Origin of the sequence: Pseudarthrobacter sp. W1I19, assembly GCF_030817835.1 — a bacterium.
Lineage (GTDB): Bacteria > Actinomycetota > Actinomycetes > Actinomycetales > Micrococcaceae > Arthrobacter.
On record NZ_JAUSZR010000001.1, the window covers coordinates 1,005,981 to 1,023,424 of the forward strand.

Below are 17,444 nucleotides of genomic sequence, written 5' to 3' on the forward strand. Positions count from 1 at the left end.
TCTCGACGACACGCAGGGGCGTGCCCTATAAGCCGGGGAGATTCAGCGGTCTCTTTGTCCACATAGAGCCTGACCGCCCTGCCATGGGTGCTGAAGTTTGGGTCTGCTGGCTGCATGGACCTGACCCGTTTCCTCAAACATGCCGGCTCGGTTGCCCGCACGTCGACGATCCTCCAAGCCGGTTTTACTGACCGCAACATCCGCAACGCTGTGGCGGGCGGCGAAATACGACGGCTTCGGCATGGAGTAGTGGCGCTGCCGGACGCTCGTGCGGACATGACGGGAGCTGTCCTCGCCAACGGCATGCTGACGTGCGCCTCTGCGGCGGTTCATCGCCGGCTCTGGGTGCTGCATGAACCTCAGGCCCTCCACCTTTTGTGCCGGCACGGGGGGCCCAAGGATGCGGTGGTCCACCGGGAATCCCTGGTTCCTCCCGATGGGCCGCGCCCGGTGGCCAGTACCACCGACGTCCTTCTACATTGCCTGCGCTGCCTTCCGGCGGTGGAAGCTGCGGTCATGGTGGAAAGCGCGGCGCGGCAAGGGGTGACAACTCTTGGCTATCTGCATGAACGGCTGCCGGGTAGACGGAACGGCGCTGCCCGAAGGGTGCTGGAGCTGGTGGACGGGACGGCCGACTCGCCCGTCGAGGTACTGGCACGCATCCTTTTCCGCAGCGAGGGAATCCATACCGAGACGCAGGTGGAGCTGGCGGGGATCGGGATTGTGGACTTCCTCCTGGAAGGATTTCTCATTGTGGAGATCGACGGCGGCACGCACCTTGAGCCCCGGCAGGTCAAGAAGGACAGGGGCAGGAACAACGCGAGCACGCTTTCCGGTTATGCGGTGCTCCGGTACGGCTACGCAGACGTGGTCTACAACCCGCAAAAGATCGTAAACGAGGTGTGGCAGGTGCTGCGGGGCAGGGTGGTGCGCTGAGATTCCCCATGTTTCAATCCGAGCCGGGCAGAAACGCCGCCGTATTTACGGGACACGCCGGTCAGAAGCTCAAAACCTGGGGAGACTCAGCGGGCAGCCAAGCGTAAGCACCAGCAGCAGCCGCCGGAAACCCTAGTCTTCGTCGTCCTCGAAGGCCCACTCGAACATGTCGAACACGAACTCGGAGAAGGTGCCCTCTTCGGACTTCCACTGACCCCGGGCGTTGTTGCGCCGGTACACGATGGGATCCGGGACGCCGAGATCGCCCACCCGGAAGCCCCAGGTATATTCCTCGTCCTCATCCTCAAGGAACATCAGGAAGCCCTCGTCGTCAACTTCGAGCTCGTCCGGATCCCAGAAGTAGTGGTACGCCTCCATCAGGTCCTCGCAGCCGCCGATGGCCAGGTAGAACTCGCGCAGGACCAGGGGAATCTGGAATTGGTGGTCGGCGAGGGCCTTGTCCAGCTCCTCGGGGGACAAGCCGTCCTCTTCCTGCCATTCATCCTCGAGATACTTCGGAACAAGCGCGCGGAACTTCTCGAGGAACATGTCAGTCATGCTCATATCCTAGCTAATCGAGGCCCTGTGATTCGCCGTTGCGGGCCCCTGCCCGGTGCCACCCCCGCACGGCGAGCGGGGCCTGCCAGGAGCGCCGCCAGGCCAGGACCCGGAATGTGAAGACCAGCGCCGCGATCACGGCTGCAGTCAAAACATTGAACACGCCCAGGACCCACAGGACAGCGGTCATGGCAGCCCCCAGGAAGGCCGGCAGCGCGTAGATGTCCTTGGGATTAAAAAGCTCCGGAACCTCGTTGGCAACCACGTCCCGCAGCAGGCCCCCGCCCACCGCCGACGTCACCCCCAGGAGAACCGATGCGACTGGATTCAGGCCCGTCGCCAGCGCTTTGAGGGTGCCCGTCATGCAGAACAAGGCCAGCCCGCCGGCGTCGAACAGGGTGAGCAGGGACGTGTACCGCTGGATTCTGGAGAACAGGAAATACACCAGGACCGTGGCCAGCAGCGGCGGCACCAGGTAGGCGGGGTTGGTGAAGGCTGCCGGGACCACGCCAAGGATGATGTCGCGGATTACACCGCCGCCGAGGCCCACCAGGGAAGCCAGCAACAGGGATCCCACAATGTCGATTTGCTTGCGCGCCGCGAGCAGTGAACCCGAGACGGCAAAGAAGAAGACGCCCAGCAGGTCCAGCCACACGGGCGCGTTGTCAAAGGGGAATGTCATGGAGCGTCCCGGCGGTTACAAAGAGGGCGGACAGGGCGGCTCCAACGTTACGCTAGCCCCTATGAACAGCCCCATCATGATCGCCTGCGCCCATGGGACGTCCAACACACAAGGCGCCGCGGAGGTCAACGCCCTGCGCGATGCCATTGCAGCGCTCCGTCCGGGCCTCGACGTCCGGGAAGCCTACGTGGATGTCCAGCAGCCCGATCTGGTGGACGTGGTGGCGGGCCTGCCGGCGGGTGAGTCCGCCGTCGTGGTGCCGTTGCTGCTCAGTGTGGGCTACCACGTGAAGGTGGATATTGCGCGGGCCGTGAAGAGCCGGCCGGGAAGTGCGGCGGCCGCTCCGCTGGGCCCGGATCCGCGCCTCGCCGCCCTCCTCGACCAGCGGCTGCGCGAAGCGGGAGTCACGGACAATGACGTGATTGTCCTCGCCGCCGCGGGTTCATCCAACCCCAAGGCTGCCGTCAGCGTTGAAGAATTGCTGGGCCAGCTTCAGGAGCTGCGGTCCAACCGGATAGTGGCCGCCTATGGTGCCTCCGCCAAGCCGTCCGTGCCCGACGCCGTCGCAATGCTTCGCGAGGAACTTGAGGGAGGTGCCGGCGCGGGGGAGTCTGCGGGGGCTGTCGACGTCGGCGGCCGTGTGGTGATTGCCTCCTACCTCCTGGCGCCGGGCTACTTCCACGACCAGCTGGCAAAGGCGGGGGCCGACGTCGTGACCGAACCCCTGCTGCCGTCACCCGTGCTGGCGGAGATCGCGCTGGAACGGTACGACGCCGCCGTCGCGAAGGCCCGGGAAGTCCTCGCGGCGGCACCCTCTGAAGCGCCTTCCACAGCACCAGCCAATGCCCCTGAAGCAGCACCCTCAGGGCGGCCAGCCGATGCACAGGAGGGTGGCTTCTTCAAGGCCGTCCGGCGTTTCGTGACGAAATATTTCCCTAGGTGACTCAACGTTTCCGGGCCTTTGTGACGCTCTTCGGACGGGACCTACAGTCGATGCATGACTGATACAGCTCTAGCCGGAGCGTCCGCGGACACCGCCGCCCCGAAGCGCCCGGCCCGCCCGTCCCGACCCGCCGCGAAACCGCACGGGCAGTGGAAAGTGGACGGCAAAACGCCCCTGAACGCCAACGAAACCTGGAAACAGGAAGACGACGGCCTTAACGTGCGCGAGCGTATCGAGACCATCTACTCCAAAGAGGGCTTCGACGCCATCCCCGGCCAGGACCTGCACGGCCGGTTCCGCTGGTGGGGCCTCTACACCCAGCGCAAGCCCGGGATCGACGGCGGCAAGACCGCAACCCTTGAGCCGCACGAGCTTGAGGACAAGTACTTTATGCTCCGCGTGAGGATCGACGGCGGCGCGCTCACCACCGAGCAGCTGCGCGTCATCGGCCAGATCTCGGTGGACTTCGCCCGCGATTCTGCCGACCTCACGGACCGCCAGAACATCCAGCTGCACTGGATCCGGGTTGAGGACATCCCCGAGATCTGGACCCGCCTTGAAGGTGTTGGCCTGTCCACCACCGAGGCCTGCGGCGACGTTCCCCGCGTTATCCTGGGCTCGCCCGTTGCCGGCATCGCCAAGGACGAGATCATCGACCCCACGCCCCTGATCGAAGAGCTGGGCGAGCGGTTTATCGGCAACCCGCTGCTGTCCAACCTGCCCCGCAAGTACAAGACCGCGATCACCGGCCACCCCAGCCAGGACGTGGTCCACGAGATCAACGACTTCGCCCTCGTAGGCGTGCGCCACCCCGAGCTGGGCATTGGCTACGACCTCTGGGCCGGCGGCGCGCTGTCCACCAACCCCATGCTCGGCAAGCGCCTGGGTGCATTCGTCAAGCCCGAGCAGGCCGCGGATGTATGGCTCGGCGTCACCAGCATCTTCCGCGACTACGGCTACCGCCGCATGCGCACCAAGGCGCGCCTGAAGTTCCTGATGGCCGACTGGGGTCCGGAGAAGTTCCGCCAGATTCTCGAGGACGAATACCTCGGTTACAAGCTGGCCGACGGTCCGGCCGCGCCAAAGCCCACCACCCCCGGCGACCACATCGGCGTGCACGAGCAGAAGGACGGCAAGTTCTTCATCGGCGCCACCCCGCTGGCCGGCCGCCTGTCCGGTTCCGGACTGGTGAAGCTTGCGGACACCCTGGAGGCCCGCGGCTCTTACCGGCTGCGCACCACCCCCCACCAGAAGCTCGTGGTCCTGGACGTCGAGAAGGACCAGGTGGAGCCCCTCGTGGCCGAGCTGGACGCCCTGGGCCTGTCCGCCCGCCCGTCCGTGTTCCGCCGCGGCACCATTGCCTGCACAGGCATCGAGTACTGCAAACTGGCCATCGTGGAGACAAAGCACACGGCCGCCACCGCCGTGGCTGAGCTGGAACGCCGCCTGGGTGACCTCGCCGCCTCCGGCGAACTGCCGCACGCACTGTCCCTGCACATCAACGGTTGCCCCAACTCCTGCGCCCGGATCCAGACGGCGGACATCGGCCTTAAGGGCATGATGCTTCCCACGCCCGACGGCGACCCCTCCCCGGGTTTCCAGGTCCACCTGGGCGGCGGGCTGGCTTCCAACGACCGCGAGGAGGCCGGGCTGGGACGTACCGTCCGCGGCCTCAAGGTGTACGTTGACGACCTGCCCGACTACGTGGAGCGCGTAGTCCGCACCTTCGTGGCGCAGCGCGCCGAAGGCCAGACCTTCGCCGAGTGGGCGCACGCAGCAGACGAGGAGGCACTCCAGTGAGTAAGCACGCACTCGGACTGGACCCGGTGGTTGCGCCTGCCGAGGCAGAGGCGACGGTGGTTGAGCTTGTGGAAACCAAGGCTGCCGAAACCCCGGTGGTTGAGCTTGTCGAAACCAAGGCTGCCGAAACCCCCAAGCTCCGCAGCAAGGAGGAGCTGAAGGCCCTCGCCGAAGCCGGCGCTGCGGAGCTCGGCTGGGACGCCCCCGCCCGCGATGTCATCGCCTGGGTGGAGCGCAACTTTGAGCTGCCCGCGGTGGCCGTAGCCTGTTCCATGGCCGACGCCGTCCTGCCGGCCCTGGTCGCGGACCAGCTGCCCGGCGTCGACGTCCTGTTCCTGGAGACCGGCTACCACTTCCCGGAAACCTACGCCACACGCGACGAGGTGGCAGCGAACCTCCGCGTCAACGTGGTGGACGTGCTCCCCGAGAACACCGTGGAGCAGCAGGACCGGCTCCTGGGCAAGGACCTCTTCGCCCGCGATGCCGCCCAGTGCTGCGCCCTCCGCAAGGTGGCTCCGCTGCGCCGCACCCTGTCCGGCTACGAGCTCTGGTTCACGGGCGTCCGCCGCGACGAGGCCCCCACCCGCACCAACACCCCGCTGGTCACCTGGGACGAGGCCAACGGCCTGGTCAAGGTCAACCCGGTGGCCGCGTGGACGTTCGACCAGCTGGTCCAGTACTCGGACGACAACCTCCTGCCCGTCAACCCGCTGCTTTCCCAGGGTTACCCCTCCATTGGCTGCCAGCCCTGCACCCGCAAGGTGGCGCCCGGCGACGACCCCCGCGCCGGCCGCTGGGCAGGCACCGACAAGACAGAATGCGGACTACACGTATGAGCACCCAAACCACCAACGAGGATCTGGAGCTGTCTGTGCTGGAAACTGACGCTACTGAGACGCCGAATGCCGCCCAGGGAGTGGCTTCGGGCCTGTCGGAGCCGCGCGCTGGACTGATCGAAGATCAGCCGCGCGGCGAAGGGGCGGGGGCGGCATTCGGCGGATCAACCCGACTGAGCAGCCTGGACACCCTCGAGTCCGAGGCCATCCACATCATCCGCGAGGTTGTTGCCGAGTTCGAGAAGCCCGCGCTGCTGTTCTCCGGCGGCAAGGATTCGGTGGTGATGCTCCACCTGGCCACCAAGGCGTTCTGGCCGGGCAAGGTTCCGTTCCCCGTGCTGCACGTGGACACCGGCCACAACTTCCCCGAGGTCATCGACTTCCGTGACCGGACCGTTGAGCGGCTGGGCCTGAAGCTCGTGGTGGGCTCGGTGCAGGAGTTCATCGACCGCGGCGAATTGGCTGAGCGTGCCGACGGCACCCGCAACCCGCTGCAGACCGTCCCGCTGCTGGACGCTATCCAGTCCAACAAGTTCGACGCCGTCTTCGGCGGCGGCCGCCGGGACGAGGACAAGGCCCGCGCCAAGGAGCGCATCCTGAGCCTGCGCGACGAGTTCGGCCAGTGGGATCCGCGCAACCAGCGCCCCGAGCTCTGGAACCTGTACAACGGCCGCCACACTGTGGGCCAGCACGTCCGTGCGTTCCCCATCAGCAACTGGACCGAGCTGGACATCTGGCGCTACATCGAGCGTGAGAACATCGAGCTGCCCGGCCTGTACTACGCCCACGAGCGCGAGGTCTTCGCCCGCGACGGCATGTGGCGCGCGGTGGGCGAGGTGTCCCAGCCGCTGCCGCACGAGGACGTCATCACCAAGACCGTCCGCTACCGCACTGTGGGGGACATGTCCTGCACCGGCGCCGTGGAGTCCGACGCGTACACCGTCTCCGACGTGGTGGTTGAAGTTGCTGCCTCCACCCTCACCGAACGTGGCGCTACCCGGGCAGATGACCGCATCTCCGAGGCCGCGATGGAAGACCGCAAGAAGGACGGGTATTTCTAATGAGCACGATTTCCGAGATTTCGACAGGCTCAATCAACGAAGGCCTGCCCACCACTCTCTTCCGGTTCGCCACCGCAGGATCGGTCGACGACGGCAAGTCCACGTTGGTGGGCCGCCTCCTTCACGATTCCAAGGCCATCCTGGCTGACACGCTCGACGCCGTTGCCCGCACCTCAGCGGACCGCGGGTTCGGCGGCGAGAAGGGCGGCATCGACCTCGCCCTGCTGACGGACGGCCTGCGCGCCGAGCGCGAACAGGGCATCACCATCGACGTCGCCTACCGCTACTTCGCCACGGACCGCCGCAGCTTCATTCTGGCCGACTGCCCCGGGCACGTCCAGTACACCAAGAACACGGTGACCGGCGCGTCCACGGCGGATGCCGTCGTCGTCCTCATTGACGCCCGCAAGGGTGTGCTGGAGCAGACCCGCCGGCACCTGTCCGTGCTGCAGCTGCTGCGCGTGGCCCACGTGATCGTGGCTGTGAACAAGATCGACCTGGTGGACTTCAGCGAGTCCGTGTTCCGCGAGATCGAAGCCGACGTGCAGCAGGTTGGGCGGGAGCTGGGCCTTGGCTCGGATGGCATCGCCGACCTGCTGGTCATCCCGGTGTCCGCGCTCGACGGCGACAACGTGGTGGAGCGCTCCGAGCGGACCCCCTGGTACACCGGCCCCGCGCTGCTCGAGGTGCTCGAAACCCTCCCGGCTGCTGACGAACTGGAAAGCCACCTGGAGAGCTTCCGCTTCCCGGTGCAGCTGGTTGTCCGGCCACAGGGCGCCCTCGCTCCGGACGCCGTTGCAGCCGGCCTGGACGTCGAGGCCTACCGTGACTACCGCGCGTACGCCGGCCAGATCACCGAAGGCTCCGTCAAGGTGGGGGACAGGGTCTCAGTACTGACGCCCGGCCAGGACCCGCGCACCACCACGGTGGTGGGCATCGACTTCGCCGGCGCCTCCCTGGAGGAAGCCGCCGCGCCGCAGTCCGTGGCGATCCGCCTGGCCGAGGAGTTCGACGTCGCCCGCGGTGACACCATTGCTGCTGCCGGCACCGTCCGCGAAGCCTCGGCCGACCTGTACGCAGCGCTGTGCTGGCTGTCCCCAAAGCCGCTCCGCGAAGGCCAGAAGGTGCTGGTCAAGCACGGCACCCGCACGGTGCAGGCCCTGGTCCGCAACGTGTCCGGCAAGCTGGATCTGGCGTCCTTCAAGCTGGAGCCCGCCTCCAACCTTGAGCTGAACGACATCGGCCACGCGCAGCTCCGGCTCGCCGCACCGCTGCCGCTGGAGAACTACCTGCACCACCGCCGCACCGGCGCGTTCCTGGTGATCGATCCGTTGGACGGCAACACGCTGGCGGCCGGCCTGGTCAAGGACCACCCGGGCGACCACGAGGACGAGCGCTACAGCATCTAGGTCCGCCACCGAAACCGTGGCTTGTTCGTAAAACCTAACCTTCACGGTCCGGTTTTGTGAACAAGCCGCGGTTTTGCCGTTTCCCCGTCAACTGGGGGCTGCGCCGCCCTCCAGGGTTGACTTGAGCTTCTGGAAGTCCGCATTGCTCCCGGTGTGTTCACCATGGTGCGTCTCCTTCCGGGGAACCGGTTCAAGGCGGCCTTGGGGACCGGGCGGTAGCCTAAGACTCACGTTAGTCCTCATCCGGCAGTGGGAGGCGGCACATGGAAACCATCAACAGCAAGCTGCTCAACTGGGCGTCGATCCTGGATGTCCAGACCCGGGAGCAGGCCGTGATGACGGCGGAGCTGCCCTTCATTTATCCCCACCTGGCCCTCATGCCCGATGCCCACCTGGGCAAGGGTGCCACCGTGGGCTCGGTGATTCCCACGCTGCACGCGATCATCCCCGCGGCCGTAGGCGTCGACATCGGCTGCGGCATGATCGCCGTCCGGACCCAGTACTCGCTGACGGACCTCCCGAAGGACCGCAAAAAGCTCCGTGAAGACATCGAACGTGTCATTCCGCTCTCCGCGGGGCACAACAACAGGACCGTGCTGCCCAGCGCGGAGCCGCGGATCGCCGAACTGAAGCAGCTCGCTGCCAAATCGGGGTTCAACCCGGCCCAGTATGTGGCCAAATGGGAGCTGCAGCTCGGGTCTCTGGGCTCGGGCAACCACTTCATCGAAGTCTGCGCCGATGAGACCGACGCCGTCTGGCTGTTCCTGCATTCCGGTTCACGCGGCATCGGCAACAAAATCGCCCAGCATCACATCGGCGTCGCCCAGCACGTGTCGCGGAAGCACCAGATCCACCTGCCCCACCCGGACCTTGCCTATCTGGACGAGGGCACGCCGCAGTTCGACCGCTACATGGCAGAGCTGCGCTGGGCCCAGCACTTCGCGCTCCTGAACAGGGAGGAGATGATGGACCGCCTCAGCAGCCAGTTCGGCCGCTGGGTGGGCGGCCGGGTGCAGGAGCGCGAACGGATTAACTGCCACCACAACTTCACCCAGCAGGAAACCCACTATGGCAGGTCAGTCTGGGTGTCCCGGAAAGGCGCCATCCAGGCCGGGCCCGGCGATCCCGGACTGATTCCAGGATCCATGGGGACGGCGTCGTATGTGGTGGAAGGCCTGGGCAACCCCGCCTCCCTGAACTCCTCACCACACGGGGCCGGCCGGGAGTACTCACGCAACGCCGCCCGCAGGACCTTCAGCCTGGACGAGCTGAAGAAGGCCATGCGCGGGATCGAGTTCCGGGCTTCGGAAGCCTTCATCGACGAAATCCCGGCCGCCTACAAACCCATCGACCAGGTGATGCAGGACGCCGCAGACCTGGTCAAGGTCCGGCACAAGCTGCGGCAACTGATTAATGTCAAGGGCAACTGAAGCCGCTCAGCCCCCGTCCGGCTTCCGCTTCAGCGTGGCCTGGAGGAGGTAGGTGGTCTGCCGGCTGCACTGCTTGATCCGCCGGAGATGGGCCGCGGCCAGCTGGGGCAGCGCTACGGCCGGATCGCTGCCGAGGATGTCATGGCGCAGGGCCTGCTCCAGGTCCATAACCAGGCCAGCCAGCCGTTCCGCGCCCACCATCTGGCTGGAAGTTTTGAGGCTGAGTACGGCATCCATGGCCCCCGTGACGTCACCGGTGGTCAATGCCTGCCGCAGCCTCTCATTCCGTTCGGGGAGCTGCTCGATAAAGTTCTGCACGAACACCTTCCAGACGCCCTCATCGTCCTCGAGTTCATCGCGCAGCCTCTCCAGCACTGAGGGGTCCAGGAGCGGGGCATAGGCGTCGCCCTCGGTCACAGCAACGCCTCGAGGCCAGTCCCGGCGCCGGGCCCAACCACGTAACACTTATGCCTGCACAGCTCGTTACCCATGACCTGCCCCTATAAGTCAATTCGCTTATGAGCCTCCCCAGCAGGACTTTTATGGACGCTACGTGGCAGGGCGCCGGGAAGCACGAGTAGCGAGTACTCGATTCTTGCGGGCGGGCAACAGCGCAGACCCCAAGTGGTGCAGCGGAATGTGACGCTACATGAACCTTCGTGACCCCCCGTTTCCGCTTCGTTGAACGGGTTTGGGTCACTCCCTATGGTGAAACAATGACTAGTTCCAAGCCCGGGATGACCCGCATCGTGGCAGGCGAAAGCGCTGTTCCCCAGCGCAAGCGTGCCATCGAGGCTGCCCTGGCCATCGGGCTGGTGCTGCTGATCGCCCTCGGCGCCGTGGTGGGGTCCACTGTTTCCCGCAATACCGAGGCCCAGGCAGTTGAACCCGCTCCGGCCGCAGAACTGAAGCTGGGCTACTTTGGCAACGTCACGCACGCTCCCGCACTGGTCGGCATCAAGCAGGGTTTCCTGGCCGAAGCCCTGGGCAGCACCGCGCTCAGCACCGAGACGTTTAACGCCGGTCCTGCCGCCATTGAGGCGCTCAATGCCGGTGCCATCGACGCCGCCTACATCGGCCCCAACCCGGCCATCAACTCCTTCGTCAAGAGCCAGGGGGAGTCCGTCAGGATCGTTGCCGGGGCCGCTGCCGGTGGTGCCCAACTGGTGGTCAAACCGGAGATCAGCTCGGCTGCGGGCCTCTTGGGCAAGACTTTGGCTTCCCCGCAGCTGGGCGGCACGCAGGATGTTGCCCTGCGCGCCTGGCTCGCGGACCAGGGGTACAAAACCAACGTGGACGGCAGCGGCGACGTCGCCATCAACCCCACCGAAAACGCGCAGACCCTGAAGCTTTTCCAGGACGGAAAGCTCGACGGCGCCTGGTTACCTGAGCCGTGGGCGTCCCGTCTGGTGCTCCAGGCCGGAGCGAAGGTGCTGGTGGACGAAAAGGACCTGTGGGACGGCACAGGCACCGGCAAGCCCGGCGAATTCCCCACCACCGTCCTGATCGTGAACCAAAAATTCGCGGCCGACCACCCGGACACCGTGAAGGCGCTCCTCGCTGGTCATGCGAAGTCCGTTGCGTGGCTGAACGAAGCGCCCGCGGCGCAGAAGGCCGCCGTCATCAACTCCGCCCTGCAGGAATCAGCAGGCGCGGCACTGGCGGATGACGTCCTTGCGCGGTCCCTGGCCAACATCACCTTCACCCTGGACCCGCTGGCCGGAAGCTACCCCCGGCTGCTGCAGGACGGCGTGGAGGCCGGCACCACCAAGCTGGCCAACCTCAACGGACTGTTCGACCTCCGCCCCCTGAACGAGGTCACTGCCGCCACAGGCAGCACCATCAAGATTTCCGCCGCCGGCCTCGGCCAAAACTGATCCACCCCACCTACCTAAGGACGGCACCATGCCAGTCGTACTGGAAAACCTGGGCAAGCGCTTCGGCGATGGCGCCCCGGTGCTGGACGACGTCAACGCCAACATCGGCCAGGGCGAGTTCGTCGCCCTCCTCGGTGCCTCCGGCTGCGGCAAATCCACCCTGCTGAACATCATCGCCGGACTCGAGGCGCCGACGTCGGGCGCCCTCGAAGTGCCCAGCGACGGTGCCGCGTTTATGTTCCAGGACGCCGCGCTGTTCCCCTGGCTCACGGCCCGGGAGAATATCGAACTGGCGCTCAAGCTGCGCGGCATGGGCAAGGCCGAGCGCAAGGCGAAGGCGCAGGAGCTCCTTGAGCTGGTGCACCTTGGCACCGCGGGGGACAAACGCCCGCACGAGCTGTCCGGCGGCATGCGGCAGCGTGTGTCCCTGGCCCGTTCCCTGGCACAGGACCGGCAGCTGCTGCTGATGGACGAGCCGTTCGCCGCTCTGGACGCCATCACCCGCGACCTCCTGCACGACGAACTGGAGCGCATCTGGAAGGAAACCGGGCGCACCATCGTCTTCGTGACCCACAACGTCCGCGAGGCCGTGCGGCTGGGCCAGCGCGTCCTGCTGCTGTCCTCCCGCCCGGGCCGCGTTGTCCAGGAATGGGCAGTCACCGAGGAACACCGAACCGATGCCGGGCTTGCCGGCCAGCTGACCGGGGTCATCACCGCCCGGCTGCGTGAGGAGATTCGCCGCCATGCCAAGTAACTCCGTGTCTGATCCGGCGGTTGAGCCTGTCGAAACCAGGATTTCGACAGGCTCAATCACCGAACCCTCCGAAACCCCTCACGTGCATGCCGCTTTGACGCGGACTTCCACCGGCCACGAGGATCTTCGGGAACTTGAGTCCGGCCTGGACTCCCTGCAGTCCGACGCCGACCGTAAACACCGGGTGGACTGGAGCCGGGTACTCCTGCCCATCGCCGCCCTGGTGGTTCTGGTGCTCATCTGGCAGTTCTACGTCTCGCTTGGCGTGAAGCGCCGCGATCTGGTGCCCGGCCCGCTGGACGTTGTGACCCAGATGGGCGTGCTGTGGAACGAGGGCAAGCTCCAGGAATCCGTCTGGACCTCCATGCAGCGCGGCATTATCGGTTTTGTGATCAGCGTTGTCATTGCCACCCCCGTCGGCCTGCTGCTGGCCCAGGTGGCTCCGCTCCGCAGGGCTTTCGGGCCACTGATTTCCGGACTGCAGGTGCTGCCGTCCGTGGCGTGGGTTCCAGCCGCCATCATCTGGTTCGGCCTGACCGACGCCACCGTGTACTTCGTGATCCTGATGGGCGCCATCCCCTCCATCATCAACGGGCTCGTTTCCGGCGTGGACCAGATCCCGCCGCAGTACCGCCGGGTGGGCATCGTCCTGGGTGCGTCCCGGCTCCAGATGGCACTGCAGATCATCCTTCCTGCTGCTCTGCCCGGGTACCTGAGCGGCCTCAAGCAGGGCTGGGCGTTCTCGTGGCGCTCACTGATGGCCGCGGAAATCATCGCGGTGGGCGGCACCATCGGCTTTGGCCTGGGCTCGCTGCTGGACCAGGGCCGGCAGCTGTCCGATATGTCCGTGGTGATGGCCGCAATCCTGCTGATCCTCGCCGTTGGCATCCTGATCGAACTGCTGGTGTTCGCACCGATCGAAAAGAGGCTCCTGCGCAGCCGCGGCCTCCTCTCCGGCAGCACCCGCTAAGCCAGCCCCGAACTCACCTTCAGCAAAGCCCGACGGCGACTCCCGCCGTCGGGCTTTGCTGTGTCCGGGGGACCCAAAGGCGTAACTTTTGTCCGCCTGTCGCCGCACCCGCCGCGTCATTCCACCGGCCGGGTTCTGCGCTGGACCCAAAAGTTACGCAGTTATGCCAGGACTGGGCGGCCCATCCCGCCTGCGGCACTATGTGACGCAGCGTTACCTTACGTGAACTGGTGTTGCTCGGCCTTTGTGGGCGATTGTGACGCGGCCCTACCGTTGATTCATGGCAATTCAGGATATCTACCCCACAGCACTGCGCCTTCTCGGCCGCCCCGTGCTGGTGGTGGGCGGCGGCCCCGTTGCTGCGCGCCGCGCCAAGGGGCTGCTCGACGCGGGTGCACGGGTTACCGTCGTGGCTCCCGTTACCTGCGCTGCACTCCGGGAACTGGCCGACGCCGGCCTCCTGACCTGGGAACCGCGCACCTACTCTTCCTCCGACGTCGACGGCGTCTGGTTCGTCCAGACCGCCACCGGTGATTCCGCGGTGGACGCCCAGGTTTCCGCCGACGCCGATGCTCAGCGCATCTGGTGCGTCAATGCCTCCGACCATGAAGCCTCCGCCGCCTGGACCCCTGCCGTCGCAGAAGTGGACGACGTCAAAATTGCCGTGAACGCCGGGGGAGACCCGCGCCGCGCCATGGCCGTCCGTGACGCCGTCGCCACTGCTCTCGAAACCGGCGACCTTCCGCTGCGCCGCCGCCGGGCCGCCAGTAATGGTTCCGTTGCCCTGGTGGGCGGCGGTCCCGGCGACACCGGGCTCATCACCGTCCGCGGCCGCCGGCTCCTGGGCCAGGCCGACGTTGTGGTGGCAGACCGCCTGGGCCCCCGCGAACTGCTCAACGAACTGGCACCGGATGTCCGCGTCATCGAGGTTGGCAAGACCCCGGGCCACCACCCGGTGCCGCAGTCAGAGATCAACCAGATCCTCGTTGCCGAAGCACTCAAGGGCCACCGCGTGGTCAGGCTCAAAGGCGGGGACCCCTACGTCCTGGGCCGCGGCGGCGAGGAAGCCGAGTACTGCCGGCAGCACGGCGTCGAGGTTGAGGTGGTTTCCGGCGTCACGTCCGCGATTTCCGTCCCCGCCGCAGCCGGCATCCCCGTGACGCACCGCGGCCTCGCCAAGGGCTTCAGCGTGGTGACCGGACACGAGGAACTCTCGGAGGTGCCGGCCCGCCCCGACCACACGGTGGTGCTGCTGATGGGTGTGGGCCAGCTGCGCGAATCCGCGTCCGCCCTGGGCAAAGCCGGCATGCCGGCGGACACCCCGGTTGGTATCGTGGAGAACGGTTACCTGCCCAACCAGCGCGTCACCATCGGCACCCTCGGTTCCATCGCGGACCAGGCGGAAGCCGCCGGTGTGGCCAACCCGGCAGTCATAGTCATCGGTGACGTGGTGCGCGTGAGCCCGTTCGCGCCGTCGCACTTCAAAACCGCTGATTACGGAACCACCACCCCGAACAGCCCCCGCAAGACCTCCGTCACCACCTAGCCCCCACCCAACTGGGTAGCGCCAAGTGTCGTTTTGAGCCCTCAAAACGACACTTAGCGCTACTTAGTTGGGACGGATCCAAGAAAAGGAACACAGCCGTGTCATCAAGCACCACCGTAGGTTCTGCCGACCGTCCGCTGCGCGTCGCCGTCGTGGGCTCCGGCCCGGCAGGCGTCTACGCCGCGGACATCCTCACCAAGAGCGAGGCTGTCAAGAGCGGCGAGCTGACCGTCAGCATCGACCTCTTTGACCGCTACCCGGCACCCTACGGCCTGATCCGCTACGGCGTGGCCCCGGACCACCCCCGTATCAAGGGCATCGTCAACGCCCTGCACAAGGTCCTGGACCGCGGCGACATCCGCTTCTTCGGCAACGTGGACTACGGAACCGACCTCACCATCGAGGACCTCCGCACCCACTACGACGCCGTCATCTTCGCCACCGGCGCCATCAAGGACGCGGACCTGAACATCCCCGGCATCGAGCTGGACGGCTCCTACGGCGGCGCGGACTTCGTCTCCTGGTACGACGGCCACCCGGACGTCCCCCGCGAATGGCCTCTGGAAGCCAAGGAAATCGCCGTGATCGGCAACGGAAACGTTGCCCTGGACGTGGCGCGCGTCCTGTCCAAGCACGCCGACGACCTGCTGGTCTCGGAAATCCCGGACAACGTCTACGCCGGCCTGAAGGCTTCGCCGGTCACCGACGTTCACGTCTTCGGCCGCCGCGGCCCCGCCCAGGTCAAGTTCACCCCGCTGGAGCTGCGCGAGCTGTCCCACTCCAAGGACGTGGACATCATCCTGTACCCGGAGGACTTCGAGTTCGACGAGGAATCGGACCGCCAGATCCAGACGAACAACCAGACCAAGACCATGGTTGGCACGCTCACCAACTGGATCGCCGAGCAGCCCGAGGACGTCTCCGAGCTGAAGGCTTCCCGCCGCCTGCACCTGCATTTCCTGCACAGCCCGGTGGAGATCTATGACGACGCCGAGACGCCCGGCAAGGTGGCCGGCATCAAGTTCGAGCGCACCGAGCTGGATGGCACGGGCAACGCCCGCGGCACCGGCGAGTTCGTGGACTACCCGGTCCAGGCCGTGTACCGCGCCATCGGTTACTTCGGCTCCGCCCTGCCGGAGATCGAGTTCGACCACAAGAAGGGTGTGGTTCCGAACAACGGCGGCCGCGTCCTGGATGCCTCCGGCACCCATGTGCCGGGTATCTACGCCACGGGCTGGATCAAGCGCGGTCCCGTCGGCCTGATCGGCCACACCAAGGGCGACGCCCTGGAGACCGTCACCTACCTGCTGGAAGACCGCGAAAACCTTCCGGTGGCCAGCGTTCCGGCCGAGGACGCCGTGGTGGAACTCCTCGACGCCCGCGGCGTGAAGTTCACCAGCTGGGAAGGCTGGCTGGCACTGGACGCCCACGAACTGGCCCTCGGCGCAGCGGCCACGGAAGCAGGCGGTTCACATGGTGTTGAGGTCAAGCGTGAGCGGATCAAGGTGGTGCCGCGCGAGGACATGGTGGACATCTCCCGCGACGGTGTAGCCGCGCAGGTCTAGCGCTTTTCGAAGTCAAATCAGTGGGATGGGCATTTCTGCCCATCCCACTTTTTTGGCCGATAAAGTAAATTCATTGGACAAACGCTTGCCGGCTCCGGCCAGCCGCTGCCATTCCGCCTGCCCTCACCAAAGGACCCGCCATGAGCTCACCCAGTTACCCGCCTGCGCCCGAAAACAGCGCGTCAGTTCCGCCGGTTCCGCCCGCTCCTTCCAGTTTCGCCGGGCACTACCAGGGAGGACAGCCCGGCGGCTACCAGCCGGAGCCGTACGGGCAGGTTCCTTACGCCGGCGGGCCGGGCAAGTCCTTCGTCACCACCTGGATTCTGTCCCTCCTGCTGGGCAGCCTGGGCGCGGACAGGTTCTATCTCGGCAAGATCGGCACCGGCGTCGCCAAGCTGCTGACGCTGGGCGGACTGGGTATCTGGGCCATCGTTGACCTGGTCATCACGCTGACCGGGAATGCCAGGGACAAGGATGGCCGTCCGCTGGAAGGCTACCCGGAGAACAGAAAGAAGGCGTGGATCATTACCGGAGTTCTCTGGCTCGCAAGCATGATCACCGGAATCCTGCTCACTATCGTGTCCATCAGCATTACGGCCCAGGCCCTCGAGGGCAGGAATGTTCCCGTTCAGCCGCCTCTTCCCTCGGCCTCGCGGGCAGCGCCCGCTCCATCATCCGGAAGCACCACCGATGAAAACTCCCTCGTGGCCACCGTCTCCGAAGGCAACACCGTAAAGATCGGCGTCCTCGATTCCCTGTACGCCGCCGAGATTCCCGCCATGTCCTACCTGAAACCGGCGAACGGAGGGTTCCTGGTGGTGGAGGTCTCATGGGAAACGCTCACCGGAACCAGCACCGCCGCCCCGATGAACTTCGAGGTCTACGACTCAGAGGGCAACCAGGGCGAACGGATCTATCTTGAGGATGGCCTGGGCGGCCTGCCCACTGAGGAAGTGGGCGCCGGGGATCTCCGCCAGGGACTCATTGCGTTTGACGTCAAGAAGGGGCCGGTCAAGGTAGTGGTCAGCGATGACTTCGGTGACCAGGCATCAACCTTCACTTTGACCGCTCAGTAGT

General features: G+C 66.1%; 16 protein-coding genes. 13 read left to right on the plus strand and 3 right to left on the minus strand.

The features are described 5' to 3' along the window. Positions 1-114 precede the first annotated feature (114 nt). Positions 115-936, plus strand: a complete 822-nt coding sequence (locus tag QF038_RS04675; RefSeq protein ID WP_307609123.1) for a DUF559 domain-containing protein — start codon at positions 115-117, stop codon at positions 934-936. A 132-nt stretch (positions 937-1,068) separates the two neighbouring features. Here the strand turns inward: QF038_RS04675 and QF038_RS04680 are convergent, their stop codons facing one another. Both QF038_RS04680 and QF038_RS04685 read right to left on the minus strand, forming a co-directional pair. Beyond that, positions 1,069-1,494 (minus strand): hypothetical protein, encoded by a 426-nt coding sequence (locus QF038_RS04680; RefSeq protein WP_307609124.1) that lies wholly within the window; start codon positions 1,492-1,494, stop codon positions 1,069-1,071. 13 nt (positions 1,495-1,507) lie between these two features. Then, complete coding sequence (locus QF038_RS04685) at positions 1,508-2,176, minus strand: trimeric intracellular cation channel family protein (RefSeq protein ID WP_307609125.1); 669 nt, start codon at positions 2,174-2,176, stop codon at positions 1,508-1,510. 61 nt (positions 2,177-2,237) lie between these two features. Between QF038_RS04685 and QF038_RS04690 the strand changes: the two genes are divergently transcribed. The 6 genes from QF038_RS04690 to QF038_RS04715 all read left to right on the plus strand — a co-directional run bounded on the left by QF038_RS04690 (position 2,238) and on the right by QF038_RS04715 (position 9,655). After that, positions 2,238-3,119, plus strand: coding sequence for a sirohydrochlorin chelatase (locus tag QF038_RS04690; protein ID WP_307609126.1), 882 nt, complete (start codon positions 2,238-2,240; stop codon positions 3,117-3,119). Positions 3,120-3,173: 54 nt separating this feature from the next. Continuing rightward, positions 3,174-4,919, plus strand: a complete 1,746-nt coding sequence (locus QF038_RS04695; protein WP_307609127.1) for a nitrite/sulfite reductase — start codon at positions 3,174-3,176, stop codon at positions 4,917-4,919. A gap of 95 nt (positions 4,920-5,014) precedes the next feature. Further along, entirely contained in the window at positions 5,015-5,755 is a 741-nt protein-coding gene (locus tag QF038_RS04700; protein ID WP_307613403.1) for a phosphoadenylyl-sulfate reductase, read from the plus strand. Beyond that, the gene (gene cysD / locus QF038_RS04705) at positions 5,752-6,816 is read left to right on the plus strand and encodes a sulfate adenylyltransferase subunit CysD (RefSeq protein ID WP_307609128.1); all 1,065 of its coding nucleotides are present in this window, start codon (positions 5,752-5,754) and stop codon (positions 6,814-6,816) included. Before QF038_RS04700 ends, cysD begins: the two co-directional genes overlap by 4 nt. Further along, positions 6,816-8,225: a sulfate adenylyltransferase subunit 1 gene (locus QF038_RS04710; protein WP_307609129.1), complete on the plus strand. Its 1,410-nt coding sequence runs from the start codon at positions 6,816-6,818 to the stop codon at positions 8,223-8,225. Before cysD ends, QF038_RS04710 begins: the two co-directional genes overlap by 1 nt. Before the next feature lie 263 nt (positions 8,226-8,488). Next, on the plus strand, positions 8,489-9,655 hold the full coding sequence (locus tag QF038_RS04715) for an RtcB family protein (RefSeq protein WP_307609130.1): 1,167 nt from the start codon (positions 8,489-8,491) through the stop codon (positions 9,653-9,655). A gap of 6 nt (positions 9,656-9,661) precedes the next feature. On the opposite strand, the gene QF038_RS04720 is transcribed toward QF038_RS04715, so the two are convergent. Further along, positions 9,662-10,072 (minus strand): Hpt domain-containing protein, encoded by a 411-nt coding sequence (locus tag QF038_RS04720; RefSeq protein WP_307609131.1) that lies wholly within the window; start codon positions 10,070-10,072, stop codon positions 9,662-9,664. Between the two features lie 320 nt (positions 10,073-10,392). Between QF038_RS04720 and QF038_RS04725 the strand changes: the two genes are divergently transcribed. The 6 genes from QF038_RS04725 (at position 10,393) to QF038_RS04750 (ending at position 17,443) form a co-directional block, all read left to right on the plus strand. Continuing rightward, a complete protein-coding gene (locus tag QF038_RS04725) occupies positions 10,393-11,532 on the plus strand; it encodes an ABC transporter substrate-binding protein (RefSeq protein ID WP_307613404.1) in 1,140 nt (379 codons plus the stop codon). A gap of 28 nt (positions 11,533-11,560) precedes the next feature. Beyond that, positions 11,561-12,286, plus strand: coding sequence for an ABC transporter ATP-binding protein (locus tag QF038_RS04730; protein WP_050054183.1), 726 nt, complete (start codon positions 11,561-11,563; stop codon positions 12,284-12,286). Beyond that, a complete protein-coding gene (locus tag QF038_RS04735) occupies positions 12,276-13,256 on the plus strand; it encodes an ABC transporter permease (RefSeq protein WP_307609132.1) in 981 nt (326 codons plus the stop codon). The genes QF038_RS04730 and QF038_RS04735 overlap by 11 nt, the downstream gene beginning before the upstream one ends. A gap of 280 nt (positions 13,257-13,536) precedes the next feature. Further along, positions 13,537-14,802: a uroporphyrinogen-III C-methyltransferase gene (cobA, locus tag QF038_RS04740; protein ID WP_307609133.1), complete on the plus strand. Its 1,266-nt coding sequence runs from the start codon at positions 13,537-13,539 to the stop codon at positions 14,800-14,802. Positions 14,803-14,900: 98 nt separating this feature from the next. Continuing rightward, a complete protein-coding gene (locus QF038_RS04745) occupies positions 14,901-16,367 on the plus strand; it encodes an FAD-dependent oxidoreductase (protein WP_307609134.1) in 1,467 nt (488 codons plus the stop codon). Between the two features lie 140 nt (positions 16,368-16,507). Next, the gene (locus QF038_RS04750; protein WP_307609135.1) at positions 16,508-17,443 is read left to right on the plus strand and encodes a TM2 domain-containing protein; all 936 of its coding nucleotides are present in this window, start codon (positions 16,508-16,510) and stop codon (positions 17,441-17,443) included. Position 17,444 lies beyond the last annotated feature (1 nt).